This window comes from Castellaniella sp. (assembly GCF_004321985.1).
GTDB lineage: Bacteria > Pseudomonadota > Gammaproteobacteria > Burkholderiales > Burkholderiaceae_B > Castellaniella.
Genome location: NZ_SCQN01000014.1, coordinates 120,174 through 134,254 on the forward strand (window position 1 = coordinate 120,174; position 14,081 = coordinate 134,254).

General features: G+C 63.3%; 16 protein-coding genes. 14 read left to right on the top strand and 2 right to left on the bottom strand.

The window, feature by feature from the left end; translation table 11 throughout:
• Positions 1-40: 40 nt before the first annotated feature.
• Positions 41-733: an HAD family hydrolase gene (locus tag EPN31_RS03990; protein ID WP_291769844.1), complete on the top strand. Its 693-nt coding sequence runs from the start codon at positions 41-43 to the stop codon at positions 731-733.
• Positions 734-816: 83 nt separating this feature from the next.
• Here the strand turns inward: EPN31_RS03990 and EPN31_RS03995 are convergent, their stop codons facing one another.
• Both EPN31_RS03995 and EPN31_RS04000 read right to left on the bottom strand, forming a co-directional pair.
• The gene (locus EPN31_RS03995) at positions 817-1,524 is read right to left on the bottom strand and encodes an SAM-dependent methyltransferase (protein ID WP_291769846.1); all 708 of its coding nucleotides are present in this window, start codon (positions 1,522-1,524) and stop codon (positions 817-819) included.
• A gap of 10 nt (positions 1,525-1,534) precedes the next feature.
• A complete protein-coding gene (locus EPN31_RS04000) occupies positions 1,535-2,122 on the bottom strand; it encodes a Maf family nucleotide pyrophosphatase (RefSeq protein ID WP_291769849.1) in 588 nt (195 codons plus the stop codon).
• 147 nt (positions 2,123-2,269) lie between these two features.
• Between EPN31_RS04000 and EPN31_RS04005 the strand changes: the two genes are divergently transcribed.
• From EPN31_RS04005 to lepA, 13 genes are all read left to right on the top strand, one after another.
• Complete coding sequence (locus tag EPN31_RS04005) at positions 2,270-2,785, top strand: DUF177 domain-containing protein (RefSeq protein WP_291769852.1); 516 nt, start codon at positions 2,270-2,272, stop codon at positions 2,783-2,785.
• Between the two features lie 66 nt (positions 2,786-2,851).
• Positions 2,852-3,034: a 50S ribosomal protein L32 gene (rpmF, locus tag EPN31_RS04010; protein ID WP_291769855.1), complete on the top strand. Its 183-nt coding sequence runs from the start codon at positions 2,852-2,854 to the stop codon at positions 3,032-3,034.
• A gap of 21 nt (positions 3,035-3,055) precedes the next feature.
• Positions 3,056-4,114 (top strand): phosphate acyltransferase PlsX, encoded by a 1,059-nt coding sequence (plsX, locus tag EPN31_RS04015; RefSeq protein ID WP_291769858.1) that lies wholly within the window; start codon positions 3,056-3,058, stop codon positions 4,112-4,114.
• 21 nt (positions 4,115-4,135) lie between these two features.
• A complete protein-coding gene (locus EPN31_RS04020; protein ID WP_291769862.1) occupies positions 4,136-5,110 on the top strand; it encodes a beta-ketoacyl-ACP synthase III in 975 nt (324 codons plus the stop codon).
• 10 nt (positions 5,111-5,120) lie between these two features.
• A complete protein-coding gene (gene fabD / locus EPN31_RS04025) occupies positions 5,121-6,053 on the top strand; it encodes an ACP S-malonyltransferase (protein WP_291769866.1) in 933 nt (310 codons plus the stop codon).
• A gap of 1 nt (position 6,054) precedes the next feature.
• Positions 6,055-6,795 carry a 3-oxoacyl-ACP reductase FabG gene (gene fabG / locus EPN31_RS04030; RefSeq protein ID WP_291769869.1) on the top strand — a complete coding sequence of 247 codons (741 nt, stop codon included), beginning with the start codon at positions 6,055-6,057 and terminating at the stop codon, positions 6,793-6,795.
• Between the two features lie 128 nt (positions 6,796-6,923).
• Positions 6,924-7,163, top strand: a complete 240-nt coding sequence (gene acpP / locus EPN31_RS04035) for an acyl carrier protein (protein ID WP_291769872.1) — start codon at positions 6,924-6,926, stop codon at positions 7,161-7,163.
• Positions 7,164-7,302: 139 nt separating this feature from the next.
• The gene (gene fabF / locus EPN31_RS04040; RefSeq protein ID WP_291769875.1) at positions 7,303-8,532 is read left to right on the top strand and encodes a beta-ketoacyl-ACP synthase II; all 1,230 of its coding nucleotides are present in this window, start codon (positions 7,303-7,305) and stop codon (positions 8,530-8,532) included.
• Positions 8,533-8,566: 34 nt separating this feature from the next.
• Positions 8,567-9,166 (top strand): RNA polymerase sigma factor RpoE, encoded by a 600-nt coding sequence (gene rpoE, locus EPN31_RS04045; RefSeq protein ID WP_291769878.1) that lies wholly within the window; start codon positions 8,567-8,569, stop codon positions 9,164-9,166.
• Between the two features lie 9 nt (positions 9,167-9,175).
• Positions 9,176-9,673 (top strand): sigma-E factor negative regulatory protein, encoded by a 498-nt coding sequence (locus tag EPN31_RS04050; protein WP_291769881.1) that lies wholly within the window; start codon positions 9,176-9,178, stop codon positions 9,671-9,673.
• Positions 9,673-10,668 carry a MucB/RseB C-terminal domain-containing protein gene (locus EPN31_RS04055; protein WP_291769884.1) on the top strand — a complete coding sequence of 332 codons (996 nt, stop codon included), beginning with the start codon at positions 9,673-9,675 and terminating at the stop codon, positions 10,666-10,668. The genes EPN31_RS04050 and EPN31_RS04055 overlap by 1 nt, the downstream gene beginning before the upstream one ends.
• A 65-nt stretch (positions 10,669-10,733) precedes the next feature.
• Entirely contained in the window at positions 10,734-12,188 is a 1,455-nt protein-coding gene (locus EPN31_RS04060; protein ID WP_291770092.1) for a DegQ family serine endoprotease, read from the top strand.
• Positions 12,189-12,277: 89 nt separating this feature from the next.
• On the top strand, positions 12,278-14,071 hold the full coding sequence (lepA, locus tag EPN31_RS04065) for a translation elongation factor 4 (RefSeq protein ID WP_291769887.1): 1,794 nt from the start codon (positions 12,278-12,280) through the stop codon (positions 14,069-14,071).
• Positions 14,072-14,081: the final 10 nt, after the last annotated feature.

Here is a 14,081-nt window from a genome sequence, read left to right on the forward strand (position 1 = left end):
GGGACAGCGGATACCGGGACAGCCTTTCTCGGGGTCGTCGATGCGGCTGTCACCCGAATCATCAGCGGCCGGCACCGACTCCAGGTGCTATCGCGCAGTGGTCTTCGACTGGGACGGCACACTGATGGACTCCACCCATCACATCGTGGGTGCGCTGGTCGCAGCGTGCCGTGACCTGGGGCTGCGCGAGCCGACGGCCCAGGAGGCCGGCTGGGTGATCGGCCTGTCGCTGCAGGCTGCGCTGTATCGGCTGGTCCCCGATTTGTCCGCCGGCAATGTCGATGCCTTCATCGATCGCTACAAGGCGCATTTCCAGCAATTGCAGCACGAAATGGTGCTGTTCGGGGGGCAGGCGGAGCTGCTGCGTGACCTGCATGGCCGGGGGATCGTTTTGGGGGTTGCGACCGGCAAGAGCCGCCGGGGTCTGGATGCCGCCATTACCCGACTGGACTTGCAGACGGTCTTCGATGCCACACGCTGCGCGGATGATGCCCGCGGCAAGCCCGATCCTGACATGCTGGACCAGCTTCTGGCCGAGTGGGGACTGGCACCGGACGATGTGCTCATGGTGGGCGATACCTCCCATGACGTCCAGATGGCGCACGCGGCGCGTGTGGACAGCCTGGCGGTAGCCTACGGAGCACATTCGCTGGCGGAACTGGAATCGGCCCGACCTTCGGCACTGGTGCGCACGGTGCCCGCCATGCAGGGGTGGGTGCGTGCGCATGTGTAACGACCTTCGTTCTCCCTATAGGAGAGCGATTCGCAACCGGGGAGCCTGACTGATCGCGTTCGAGGCGCGGTCATTCTTTGAGGCTAGCCGGCCAAGTACAGGAACAGTGTCGGCTTCTTGTCGAAATCGGGCATCTGGGCCTTGCGCCATTGCGCGATCGTGTGGGTGGCGATCCATTCGTCGTCGCAGGTCAGCGAGCAGGCGATGCACAGGCGCGTGGTGTCGCGCAGGGTCTGCAGCAGCGCCTCGAAGAGGGCCGCGTTGCGGTAGGGGGTCTCGATCAGGATCTGCGTCTGCTGCTGCTTGTGCGAGACCGATTCCCAGGCGCGAAGCTGGGTGTCGCGTTCGTGGGCTTTCACGGGGGCGTAGCCATGGAAGGCGAAGCGCTGCCCCTGCAGGCCGCTGGCCATGAGGCCCAGCATGATCGATGATGGACCTACCCATGGCACTACGCGGATACCCATCTGGTGGGCCTGTGCGACGACTTGGGCGCCCGGGTCGGCCACGGCCGGGCAGCCCGCCTCTGATACCAGACCCAGATCCTGGTCTGGTGGCACGGCTTTCAGCCAGTCGCGGATGTCCGTAGCGGGCGTATCGGGCCTGAGCGCTTGAATCGAGATTTCCTGCAGCGGAATGGGCGTCGCCACCTGCTTCAGGAAAAGGCGGGCCGTCTTGGCGTTTTCGGCGATGAAGTAACGCAATACGACGGCGGCTTCGCGCGCTGCGGCCGGGAGCCAGCGTGTGTGGTCTTCCTGGCCCAGTCCTACCGGAATCAGATGCAGTGTGGTCATGGCAGGCGTCTCAGGGTTGGGGGCGGGGCTGCAGCGGATCGATGCCACATTGTCGCAACAGCCGACATAGGGCGATGAGCGGCAGTCCGATGAGTGCGGTGGGGTCGTCGCTGCGCACGGACTCCATCAGCGCCACGCCCATCCGTTCGATCTTCGCGCTGCCCGCCACGTCGTAGGGTTGCTCTGCTTGCAGGTAATGGTGGATCTGCGCATCGGTGAGCGGCAGGAACCGGCACTCGGTAGAGACCTCCTCCACCAGCCGGCGCTCGCCATGCGCGACACACAGCACAGTATGAAACAGGACCGTCTGGCCGCTGAAGCGCCGTAACTGTGCCCGCGCCGCCTCGAATCCGTGCGGCTTGCCGACGGCAGTGCCCTGAAAGTCCGCAACCTGGTCGGAGCCAATCACCAGAGCATCCGGATGCCGCGCCAGGACGTGCTCGGCCTTTTGCTGCGCCAGGCGAAGCGCCAGCGCGGTTGGGGATTCGCCCGGAAGGGGGCTCTCGTCCAGATCCGGGGCAATGGCTTCGAACGGCAGTGCCAGGCGCTGCAACAGTTCGCGTCGGTAGGGTGAGCTGGAAGCCAGGATGAGTCGCATGCTGCGGGCCGGGTTGGAAGGTCGCGCCAGTGTACTGCGGGGTGGATTCCGCCCTGCGCCGGGTCATACGGCTGAAATTGACCTGTATCGCCGGGATCTAGTATCATCTAGAGCTTTCTTGAGTGCCAAAAGTTGCAGCCGTCAATCATGGTCATCGATACGCTTCATTTTGCGCGGTCGGCCCAGGTGATGGATGGGCAGCTGCCAGCGATTTCCTGCACGCGTTTGTGCCAGGATCTGCCGGCAGTGCAGCCGGGCGTTTTCGAGTGGCGGCTTGCCGGGCGCACCGATGCGGAGCGGTCGGATGCGGCGCGCGCCTGGCTGGATGTGCAGGCTCGCGGCTCGGTACGGGTAATCTGTCAGCGGTGCCTTGCGCCATTTGATCTGGAGCTTTGTGTGGACAACACGCTGGCTCTGGTCGATGATACGGCGCAGCTGGAGGCGATGGATGCCCTGGAATCCGAGGGACACGGACCCGAGACGGAGTATCTGGTCGCGGACCCGCGTCTGGATGTGCAGGCGCTCATCGAAGACGAACTGATTCTGGTGTTGCCGTACGCGCCCGTGCACGACGTGTGCCCGGGGGCCGAGGCCGCACAGGACTTGGCCGACACCAATCGGCCATCGCCATTTGCGGCGTTGGCGCAGCTCAGGAAGCGCTGAGTATTTCATTCAACACGTGGGCACTTGCTTACCTTAAAATGGGCCGCCCCGATCACAGGAGTCATCATGGCTGTTCAGCAGAACAAAAAGAGCGCGTCCAAGCGTGGCATGCATCGTTCGCACGATTTTCTGGCCGCGCCGGCCACGGCCATCGAGCCGACGACCGGTGAGCTGCATTTGCGCCATCACATCAGCCCCAACGGCGTGTACCGTGGTCGCAAGGTCCTGAAGACGAAGAACGACGACTGATCGCTGCGCTCAACCGCATCGATGTCCAATCACAACATCACCGTCGCCGTGGATTGCATGGGCGGTGATCATGGCTTGCCGGTCACCGTGCCGGCAACGATCGCGTTCGCCCGTAATCATCCTGATACCCGTTGCCTGCTGGTGGGCGATGAGTCCTTGATTCGTCAGGCGCTGCAGCAGAATGCGGCGCCGGCGGGCCAGTTCGAGATCCTGCATGCTTCCGAAGTCGTCACGATGCACGATTCGGTCGAGGTCGCGCTGCGCCGCAAAAAGGACTCTTCCATGCGGGTGGCGGCCCAGGCCGTGAAGGATGGTCGCGCCGATGCCGCGTTGTCAGCCGGCAACACGGGCGCCTGGATGGCCATTTCCCGCTATGTGCTCAGGACGCTGGAAGGCATTGACCGTCCGGCGATCGCTACCGCTTTGCCCAACCAGCGGGGTGGGTCGACCACCGTGCTGGATCTGGGCGCCAACGTAGACTGTTCGGCAGAACACCTGCTGCAGTTCGGCCTGATGGGCGCGGCACTGGTCTCCACCGTCGATGGCAAGGCGCAGCCGGTAGTGGGCCTGCTCAATATCGGCGAAGAGCACATCAAGGGCAATGACGTCGTCAAGCAGGCCGCCGAACTGCTGCGGGCCAGTGGGCTGAATTTCCACGGCAACGTCGAGGGCGACGATATCTTCAAGGGCACGGTCGATGTGGTGGTCTGCGACGGCTTCGTGGGCAACGTGGTCCTGAAGTCCATCGAGGGCCTGGCGCGAATGATCGGCCTGATGATGCGCCAGGAATTTCACCGCAACCCGCTGACCATGGCCGCCGGCCTGGTGGCCACCCCGGTCCTTCAGCGCTTCCGCTCGCGCGTGGACAATCGTCGCTACAATGGTGCGGCTTTGCTGGGGCTGCGCGGCGTGGTGTTCAAAAGCCACGGTTCGGCGGATGCCTATGCTTTTGGCCAGGCGCTGCGGCGCACCCGTGAAGCCGTCGTCAACGATCTGCTGGCCGGCATCGGGCAGCGGCTGGACGCGCTGCGTGCGCATGTTCCGGCTGCGGGGCCTGGATCGCCGGACCTGTCCGCCTAGTCAATTTTTTCCGGAAACGATATGCCATACGCCAGGATCACAGGAACGGGCGGCTTCTTGCCCCAACGCATCGTCAGCAATGATGACCTGGCTGCGGATCTGGCGACGCGTGGTGTCGAGACGTCGGATGCCTGGATCGTGGAGCGTACCGGCATTCGCCAGCGCCACATCGCCGAACCAGGCACCAAGACCAGTGACCTGGCGACCCGGGCTGCGCGGGCGGCGCTGGAGAGCGCCGGTGTGACGGCCGAGGCCATCGACCTGATCATCGTCGCGACGTCCACTCCGGATTTCATCTTTCCCAGCACGGCCTGCCTGGTCCAGGCGAATCTGGGCGTGGGAGGCGCGGCGGCTTTTGACGTACAGGCCGTGTGCAGTGGTTTCGTCTATGCATTGGCCACGGCCGATGCGTTCATCCGGGCCGGCCGCGCGCACCACGCGCTGGTGATCGGCGCCGAGGTCTTCTCGGGGATCCTGGACTGGAATGATCGCCGTACCTGTGTCCTGTTCGGCGATGGTGCCGGTGCGGTGGTGCTCAGCGCTTCCGATGAACCCGGCATTCTGGCCGTTCGCCTGAATGCGGACGGCACCCAGCATCACATTCTGTGTGCGGCCGGCAACGTGGTCGGCGGCCAGGTGACTGGCGATCCGTTTCTGCGCATGGACGGCCAGGCGGTGTTCAAGCTGGCTGTCAATTCCCTGACCCGGTCGGCGCGGGAAGTCTGCGCCGACGCCGGCATACCGGTCTCGTCCATCGACTGGATGGTGCCGCATCAGGCCAATATCCGCATTCTGAATTTCATCAGCCGCAAGCTTGCCCTACCCGAGGAAAAGCTGATCGTCACGCTGGATCGCCATGCCAACACTTCGGCTGCCAGCGTGCCGCTGGCGCTGGACGTTGCCTGGCGCGACGGCCGTATCCGTCCCGGCCAGACGGTGCTGCTGCAGGGTGTGGGGGGCGGCTTCACCTGGGGTTCCATCCTCGTGAAGATCTAGGATACACAAGATGAAGATTGCATTCGTATTCCCCGGTCAGGGATCCCAGACGGTCGGCATGATGAATGCCTGGTCGGACGACGCGGTGGTGCAGGAGGCGCTGAAGGCTGGCAATGACGCGCTGGGCGAAGACATTTGCGGGCTCATCGCCCGCGGGCCGGCCGACATGCTGAATCTGACGACCCATACCCAGCCGGCCATGCTGCTGTGTTCCGTGGCGATGTACCGCGCCTGGCGAGAAGCGGGTGGTGCCGAGCCTGCCTTGGTGGCCGGCCATAGCCTGGGGGAGTATTCTGCTCTGGTGGCGGCCGGTTCACTGGACTTGGCCGACGCGATACGCACGGTCCGCGTGCGTGCTCAGGCCATGCAGTCTGCGGTGCCGGTAGGCGAGGGTGGGATGGCGGCCATCATCGGCCTGGATGACGAAGCTGTCCGCCAGGCCTGTGCCCAGGCTGAACAAGGACAGGCCGTGGAGGCCGTCAACTTCAATGCTCCGGGGCAGATCGTGATCGCTGGCCATACCGCGGCAGTGGAGCGGGCCTGCGAGCTTGCCAAGGCGGCGGGCGCGAAACGGGCGCTGGTCCTGCCGGTGTCGGCGCCGTTTCATTCACGGCTGCTGGAACCGGCAGCCCGCGTGCTGGCCGAGACTTTGGCCAAGATCGCCGTGGCTGCGCCGCACATCCCGCTCATCAATAACGTAGACGTCGCGCAGCCCCGGGATCCTGCTGCCATTCGCGATGCGCTGGTGCGGCAGGCGTGGCACCCGGTACGCTGGGTAGAGACTATCATTGCCATGAAGGGCGCGGGCGTGACTCATGTCGTGGAGTGCGGCCCGGGCAAGGTCCTGTCCGGCCTGGTCCGGCGCATCGATCGGGAAATTCAATCCTTCAACATCACTGATCCGGCATCGTTGCGGCAGACGCTGGAATCCCTGGGAGGCTGACATGTCCGAATCCGTACTCTCCGGCAAGACGGCACTGGTCACAGGCGCGTCGCGCGGCATCGGGCGCGCCATCGCGCTGGAGCTGGCTGCGGCCGGTGCCACGGTCGTCGGCACGGCAACCTCAGAGGCCGGGGCACAGTCCGTGACGGAAGCCCTGGCCCCCCATGGCGGACGCGGCGCCGTGCTCAATGTGAACGATGTCGCAGCCTGTGACGCGCTTCTGGCGCAACTGGCGGGCAACGGCGAACCTCATATCCTGGTGAACAACGCCGGCATCACGCGCGACGGACTCATCCTGCGCATGAAGGACGAGGACTGGGGGGCCGTGCTCGATACCAATCTGTCCTCAGTTTTCCGCATGTCGCGCGGCGTCGCCAAGATCATGATGAAGGCCCGTTGGGGGCGCATCATCAACATCACCTCGGTGGTCGGCTACAGCGGTAACGCCGGCCAGGCCAACTATGCTGCGGCAAAGGCCGGCGTGGCCGGCATGTCGCGCGCCCTGGCCATCGAACTGGGCAGCCGCGGCATCACGGTCAACTGCGTAGCACCGGGCTTCATCGACACTGACATGACCCGGGCCCTGTCCGAGGCTCAGACGGCTGCCATCCTGAACCAGATCCCGTTGGGGCGCCTGGGGTCCGCGGCTGAAATCGCTCATGCCGTCGCCTACCTGGCCAGTCCGCAGGCGGGCTACATCACTGGCACGACCCTGCATGTGAATGGCGGCATGTACATGTAGAGCAATGGGAACGGGGCTCGCCCATCTAAGGTAAAATCCGTTCAAATATTTTTCTGACCTAGACCCCGCTGCCCGGTCTGTCTCATTTGGCTATAATTCGCGGGATTTTTCCTAACTGGAGAACATGCATGGAAAGCATCGAACAGCGCGTCAAGAAGATCGTCGCTGAGCAACTCGGCGTCAACGAAGCCGAGATCAAAAACGAATCTTCCTTCCTTGACGACCTCGGTGCCGATTCGCTCGATATGGTCGAGCTTGTGATGGCCCTAGAGGACGAATTCGAAACCGAGATCCCTGATGAGGAAGCCGAAAAGATCACGACGGTGCAGCAGGCGGTCGACTACATCGGCTCGCACAGCAAGCAGTAATCCTTTTGGTGTCCCGGCTGCGGTACACCGCTGTCGGTGCCCTCGGGCGGTTCATGGTGCGACACTTTCGGCTTCCGTGCTGGATTCCGATAGCGATGGCCTGCCATGAATCCGCCCATTTCATTTTCAGGAGCCGTATGTGAAGCGACGTGTCGTCATAACCGGACTGGGCATCGTGTCGCCCGTGGGCAATGATGTCAAAACCGCCTGGGACAACATCATCCATGGCCGCTCAGGTATTGGGCGGGTCACGCGCTTTGACGCATCGGTTCTAAGTGCTCAGATTGCCGGCGAGGTCAAGGGCTTCCAGGTCACCGACTACATGGGGGCCAAGGAAGCCAAGCAGATGGATACCTTCATCCATTATGGCGTGGCTGCCGGCATCCAGGCTTGGCGCGACTCCGGGCTGGAACTGACCGAGGCCAACGCGGACCGGTGCGGCACCATCATCGGTTCTGGAATCGGCGGCCTGCCGCGCATCGAAGAAACTCAGATCGAATACCTGCAGCGCGGGGCGCGGCGGATTTCTCCGTTTTTCGTGCCGGCATCGCTCATCAATCTGATTTCCGGTCAACTTTCCATCATGCTCGGCCTGAAGGGCCCCAGCTATGCGGTGGTGTCGGCGTGCACCACCGGCCTGCACTCCATCGGTGATGCGGCGCGGCTGATTGAATATGGCGATGCCGATGTCATGGTGGCCGGCGGGGCCGAAAGCTCCGTCTCGCCGCTGGGCATGGGGGGCTTTGCGGCCATGCGGGCGTTGTCTACCCGCAACGATGACCCCACCACGGCTTCCCGTCCCTGGGAGCGAGACCGTGATGGTTTTGTACTGGGCGAAGGCGCCGGGGTTCTGGTGCTTGAAGAATACGAACACGCGCGTCGGCGTGGGGCGCGCATTTATGCGGAATTTCGCGGCTTCGGCATGAGTTCTGATGCCCACCACATCACCAGTCCCGATCAGGATGGTCCGCGGCGCGGCATGCTTCACGCCATGCGCAACAGCGGGGTGAATGCCGAGGACATCAGCTATGTGAATGCGCACGGGACGTCCACGCCGCTGGGTGACAAGAACGAAACCGAGGCGCTCAAGCTGGCCTTCGGCGATCATGCCCGCAAGCTGGTCGTGAATTCGACCAAGTCCATGACTGGCCACCTGCTGGGTGCCGCCGGCGGGATCGAGGCCGTCTTCACCACGCTGGCGGTTTGCCACCAGATCTCGCCGCCCACCATCAACTTGTTCCATCAGGATCCTGAGTGTGATCTGGATTACTGTGCCAACGAGGCCCGCGACTTGAAGATCGACGTGGCACTGTCGAACTCGTTCGGGTTTGGCGGGACCAACGGTTCGATGATCGTCAGCCGGATCTGAGCCGTGCGGGCACAGGCCATCCTACGGAGCCGACATGTCCGAGCGCGAGGTTGATCTTGCGCTCGTCGAGCGGGTGCGTACCGGAGACCGCCACGCGTTCGACTTGCTGGTCATCAAATACCAGCGCAAGATCATGCGACTGCTCTCGCGCATGATCCATGACCCCGCCGAGATCGAGGACGTTGCCCAGGAGGCCTTCATCAAGGCCTATCGGGCGTTGCCTCAGTTTCGTGGCGACAGCGCCTTCTATACCTGGTTGTACCGGATTGCGATCAATACCGCGCGTAACTGGCAAAGCGCCAGCTTCCGCCGTCCGATCGCTGTTACACCTCTGGAGACCGAAGATGGTGAAACTTTTGACCAGATCGATGGCCTAAGCGACCAGAGCACACCTGAGTCGGTGCTGGCCAGTCGTCAGATCGCGCAAACGGTCAACGAGGCCATCGAGGCGTTGCCAGAGGACTTGCGCACGGCGATCGTGCTGCGGGAAATCGAAGGGATGAGCTATGAGGACATCGCCAGCACCATGCGGTGTCCGATTGGGACGGTGCGTTCGCGCATCTTTCGGGCCCGCGAGGCGATCGCGGCCCGGCTGCGGCCTGTCATGGGCCAGAATTCGGAGCACCGTTGGTAAGGAGCCGTCATGAATACTCGTCGTGAACCGCAAGCGATGGATCAGACCTGGGAGGCCTCGGTGTCGGCCTGGGTGGATGGCCAGGAAGACCTCCGTGTCGACGAGCTCAACACTCCCCATGCCCGTCAGGTATGGGACACCTACCACCTGATTGGCGACGTCATGCGCAGCGAGGACCTGGCGATACAGCCCACCAGCCGTTTTTACGCTCGCGTGTCCGCTGCGCTGGATGCCGAGCCTGCCATCGTCGCGCCAGCGCCGCTTGCGCGGCGCCACCTGCTGCGGTTGAGCCTGTCGGGGGTGGCGGTGGCCGCTGCCGTGGCTTCCGTGGTCTGGATGGCGCGGCCGGCGCTGTTTGGTGGCGGCGACATTGCGACCATGGCACCCGTGGTCGCCGAGGTCGAGCCCGCCGATCCGGGCCTGACGCCGTATATGGATGCGCACCAGGACATGGCGGGCGCCGGTCCTGTGCGGCAGGTTTCCTACGACGGGATGGGATCGCGCTGATGACCGGAGCCGGACCTGTCCGACGGTGGGCGCGAGCCCTGGGCCTCGCGCTATTGTTGTCGGCGGGCAGCGTCCCGGTCCTGGCGGCTTCGCCGGATATTGACGATTTCCTGCAACAGGTTCAGACCGCCGCCCGGACGTTGGATTTTGCGGGGGTCTATGTGTATCAGCAGGGTGCGGTGATCCAGTCCACGCGCCTGGCGCACGTGGTCGATGGCACGGGGGAACGCGAACGTCTGGAGGCGCTGGACGGTGAGCCGCGCGAGTGCCTGCGGCAGAATGACATCCAGCGTTGCCTGTATCCGGATCGCAAACTGGTCGTCGCACAGCCGGCGCGCAGTGATCATTTCCCGGGTCTGTTGCTGGGCGATGGCCGGTCCCTGGGGAAGCGCTATGAATGGAAGCCGTCGTCGCGCGCCTATCGCGTGGCGGGCCGGCGCTGCACCGTGTCCGAGCTGCTCGCGCGCGATCGTCTGCGCTACAGCTACCGCGTCTGCACCGACCAGAAGACACATTTGCTGCTCAAGTCGCAGACCCTGGACCCCAGGGGTCACATCGTGGATCAGGTGGCCTTCGGCAGCATCCGGCTAGGGACCGACGTGCCGACCAATGCGTTGGATGCCAAATGGGACACGCACGGCTGGAAGCAGGAAACCGAATCGGGCACGCCCACGGATCTGCAGGCCAAGGGCTGGCGGTTTTCCCCACCAGCCGGGTTTGCGCCCGTAGTACAGCTATCGCGCAAGATCGGCCCGAATCATGGCGTGGATCAACTGGTGCTGTCCGACGGGCTGGCGGCCATTTCGATTTTCGTTGAAACCTTTGATCCGAAACGTGATCAAAACGTCAAACAGGGCGGCATGCGCCAGGGTGCATTGAACATTTATCGGTTGCGCCTGGCGTCTTATTGGCTCACTGCTGTTGGCGAGGTCCCCGCACAGACCGTGCGGGATGTGGCACACGCCGTGCAGTATGTGCCGAAGGCTGCTCACTGAACTTCGCTGACAAGGAGAATTCCATGGTTTTCAATTTGCCCGGTACGCCTGCCGTGAGGCGGGTGATGGCAGGCGCGGCTGCCGGCCTGATGCTGGCAGCAACCCTGCCTGTGGCGACTGCGCAGGCCCAGCCTGCCGTCCCGACGGTCGCGCTGCCCGATTTCACTCAAGTCGTGGCGGAGACCGAGGGTTCGGTCGTCAACATCCGCACCACCGAGGCTGTCCCGGTGCGCCGCTCGCCGCTGGGACCAGGAAGCGAGGGCGATCCGTCGGATCTGTTCCGCTGGTTCTTCGGCCCGGATTTCGTACCCCCAGGGTTTGGGTCGCAGCATCAACAGCAGCAGAAGAAGCCGCAGTCGCAGCCCAGGCAGTCCCGTTCTCCACAGGAGCGGACCGTGCCGCGCGGCATTGGCTCGGGCTTCATCATTTCCAGTGATGGCTATGTCCTGACCAACAACCATGTGGTCGACAGTTCCAACGGCATCTTCGTCACCATGACCAACGGCAAGGAATACAAGGCCAAGGTCATCGGGACGGATGCGCGCACCGATATCGCACTGCTGAAAATCGACGCCAAAGACCTCAAGCCGCTGCCCATCGGAGACTCCGACAAGCTGAAGAAAGGGCAGTGGGTGCTGGCCATCGGCTCGCCTTTCGGGTTGGACTCGACGGTGACGGCAGGCATCATCAGCGCCATCAATCGGGATACCGGTGATTATCTGCCCTTCATCCAGACCGATGTGGCGGTGAATCCGGGCAATTCGGGTGGTCCGCTGATCAATTTGGCGGGCCAGGTCGTGGGTATCAACTCGCAGATCATTTCCCGCAGCGGCGGCTTCATGGGTATTTCGCTGGCCATCCCGATCGACGAAGTCATGCGGGTCGTGAATCAGTTGAAAGCCCATGGCAAGGTCACGCGCGGCAAGATCGGCGTGCAGATCACCGAAGTCCAGGATGACGTGGCCAAGGCGCTCGGGTTGCCCAGGGCGGAAGGTGCGCTGGTGAGCAGCGTCGAACCCAAGGGCCCGGCGGCCAAGGCCGGGGTGCATCCCGGTGATGTGATCACTGCGTTCAATGGTCACAAGATCCAGCACATGACGGACCTGCCGCGCCTGGTGGGTGCCACGCAGCCCGGGACTGAAGCCTCGCTCCAGGTCTGGCGCAAGGGCAAGACCGTCGATCTGAAGGCCAAGGTTGCCGAACTGGGAGAGAAGGATATTGCGGCGCAAAAATCCGAACAGGCACCCGCACCGACCAAGGCTGACCGGCTTGGGCTGATTGTGAAGGCACTGCCGGAAGGTTCGGGCGATACCCAGGGCGTGGTGGTCGACAAGGCTGAAGGCACAGCCGCCGATGTCGGCATCCAGCCGGGCGACATCATCCTGCGTGTGAACGATACCGACATCACCAGCCCACAGCAGTATGCCGAGGTCGTAAAGGGACTTGACAAATCCCGTCCGGCGGTACTGCTGGTCAGCCGGGATCAGCAGTCGCAGTGGGTGATCATCAAGCCTCAATAATGCGGATGGCCGGAAACCGTTAAAATACCGGTCGAACGAAAGGGGGCGCCCTGCGGCGTCCCCTTCCTTTTTACGACGATCCCCTGTATATGGACCTCATCCGCAACTTCTCCATCATCGCACACATCGACCATGGCAAGTCCACGCTGGCCGATCGCCTGATCCAGCGTTGCGGCGGGTTGCAGGATCGGGAGATGTCCTCCCAGGTCCTGGACTCGATGGATATCGAGCGCGAGCGCGGCATCACCATCAAGGCGCAGACTGCTGCGCTGCACTACCTGGCCGCCGATGGCCGGGTCTATCAGCTCAATCTCATCGATACCCCGGGTCACGTGGATTTCTCCTACGAGGTCAGCCGCTCGCTGTCGGCCTGCGAGGGTGCGCTGCTGGTGGTGGACGCCTCCCAGGGCGTGGAAGCCCAGACGGTTGCCAACTGCTATACCGCCATTGAGCTTGGCGTGGAAGTACTACCGGTCCTGAACAAGATGGATCTGCCGTCGGCGGATCCCGATTCGGCCGCGGCTGAAATCGAAGACGTGATCGGCATCGATGCCTCGGGCGCGATCCTGGCTAGCGCCAAGACCGGGCAGGGTATCGACGAGATCCTCGAAGCCATCGTGGCGCATGTGCCGCCTCCGAAGGGCGATCCGCAGGCGCCGCTGCAGGCGCTGATCATCGATTCCTGGTTCGACAATTACGTCGGTGTGGTGATGCTGGTGCGCGTCGTCAACGGCACGTTGCGCCCCCGAGACAAGATTCTTCTCATGGTCACGGGGGCCACACATCTGTGTGAGCAGCTCGGCGCATTCACGCCGAAATCCGAACCCCGGGAAATCCTGTCCGCGGGCGAGGTCGGTTTCGTCATTGCCGGCATCAAGGAACTGCAGCACGCCAAGGTTGGCGACACCGTGACGCTGGCCTCGCGGCCGGCGTCTGGGCCGCTGCCCGGTTTCAAGGAAGTCAAGCCGCAGGTTTTCGCCGGCGTTTATCCGGTGGAGTCCACCCAGTATGACCAGTTGCGCGACTCGCTGGAAAAGCTGCGCCTGAACGATTCGTCGCTGAAGTTCGAGCCCGAAGTCTCGCAGGCGCTGGGGTTTGGCTTCCGCTGTGGTTTTCTGGGGCTGCTGCACATGGATATTGTGCAGGAACGGCTGGAACGCGAGTTTGACATGGACATCATTACCACTGCGCCATCGGTGGTCTATGAAGTCGTGGACGGCAGCGGTACGGTGCTGAAGGTCGACAGCCCGGCACGCATGCCGGAAGTCGGCCTGATCCGCGAGATTCGCGAACCGGTCATGACGGTCACGTTGTTCATGCCCCAGGAATACGTCGGGCCGGTGATGGCGCTGTGCACCAGCAAGCGCGGCGTTCAGCTCAACATGAGCTATCACGGCCGCCAGGTCCACCTGAGCTACGAGATTCCGCTGGCCGAGATCGTGCTGGACTTCTTCGATCGCCTGAAGTCGGTTTCGCGGGGCTATGCCTCCATGGACTACGAGTTCAAGGAATACCGCGTGGCGGACGTGGTGCGCGTCGACCTGCTCATCAATGGTGACCGGGTGGATGCACTGTCCATGATTGTGCACCGCAGCAACGCCCGCGCTCGTGGGCGGGACGTGGTCACCCGCATGCGCGGCCTGATCCCGCGCCAGATGTTCGACATCGCCATCCAGGCGGCCATCGGCGCGGAGGTCGTGGCCCGCGAGAACGTCAAGGCGCTACGCAAGAATGTCCTGGCCAAATGCTATGGTGGCGACATTTCGCGGAAGAAAAAATTGCTGGAAAAGCAGAAGGCGGGCAAGAAACGCATGAAGCAGGTCGGCAATGTCGAGATCCCGCAGGAGGCTTTCCTGGCGGTGCTGCAAGTCGAGGACAAATAGGCGGGAATCA

What these genes read in the sequence shown, in the direction of transcription:
- EPN31_RS04005 (WP_291769852.1), top strand. Translation starts at nt 2,270, where the DNA reads ATGGTCATCGATACGCTTCATTTTGCGCGGTCGGCCCAGGTGATGGAT.
- rpoE (WP_291769878.1), top strand. Translation starts at nt 8,567, where the DNA reads ATGTCCGAGCGCGAGGTTGATCTTGCGCTCGTCGAGCGGGTGCGTACC.
- lepA (WP_291769887.1), top strand. Translation starts at nt 12,278, where the DNA reads ATGGACCTCATCCGCAACTTCTCCATCATCGCACACATCGACCATGGC.
- EPN31_RS04000 (WP_291769849.1), bottom strand. Translation starts at nt 2,122, where the DNA reads ATGCGACTCATCCTGGCTTCCAGCTCACCCTACCGACGCGAACTGTTG.
- EPN31_RS04055 (WP_291769884.1), top strand. Translation starts at nt 9,673, where the DNA reads ATGACCGGAGCCGGACCTGTCCGACGGTGGGCGCGAGCCCTGGGCCTC.
- acpP (WP_291769872.1), top strand. Translation starts at nt 6,924, where the DNA reads ATGGAAAGCATCGAACAGCGCGTCAAGAAGATCGTCGCTGAGCAACTC.
- fabD (WP_291769866.1), top strand. Translation starts at nt 5,121, where the DNA reads ATGAAGATTGCATTCGTATTCCCCGGTCAGGGATCCCAGACGGTCGGC.
- EPN31_RS04020 (WP_291769862.1), top strand. Translation starts at nt 4,136, where the DNA reads ATGCCATACGCCAGGATCACAGGAACGGGCGGCTTCTTGCCCCAACGC.
- EPN31_RS04050 (WP_291769881.1), top strand. Translation starts at nt 9,176, where the DNA reads ATGAATACTCGTCGTGAACCGCAAGCGATGGATCAGACCTGGGAGGCC.
- EPN31_RS03995 (WP_291769846.1), bottom strand. Translation starts at nt 1,524, where the DNA reads ATGACCACACTGCATCTGATTCCGGTAGGACTGGGCCAGGAAGACCAC.
- EPN31_RS04060 (WP_291770092.1), top strand. Translation starts at nt 10,734, where the DNA reads ATGGCAGGCGCGGCTGCCGGCCTGATGCTGGCAGCAACCCTGCCTGTG.
- rpmF (WP_291769855.1), top strand. Translation starts at nt 2,852, where the DNA reads ATGGCTGTTCAGCAGAACAAAAAGAGCGCGTCCAAGCGTGGCATGCAT.
- plsX (WP_291769858.1), top strand. Translation starts at nt 3,056, where the DNA reads ATGTCCAATCACAACATCACCGTCGCCGTGGATTGCATGGGCGGTGAT.
- fabG (WP_291769869.1), top strand. Translation starts at nt 6,055, where the DNA reads ATGTCCGAATCCGTACTCTCCGGCAAGACGGCACTGGTCACAGGCGCG.
- EPN31_RS03990 (WP_291769844.1), top strand. Translation starts at nt 41, where the DNA reads ATGCGGCTGTCACCCGAATCATCAGCGGCCGGCACCGACTCCAGGTGC.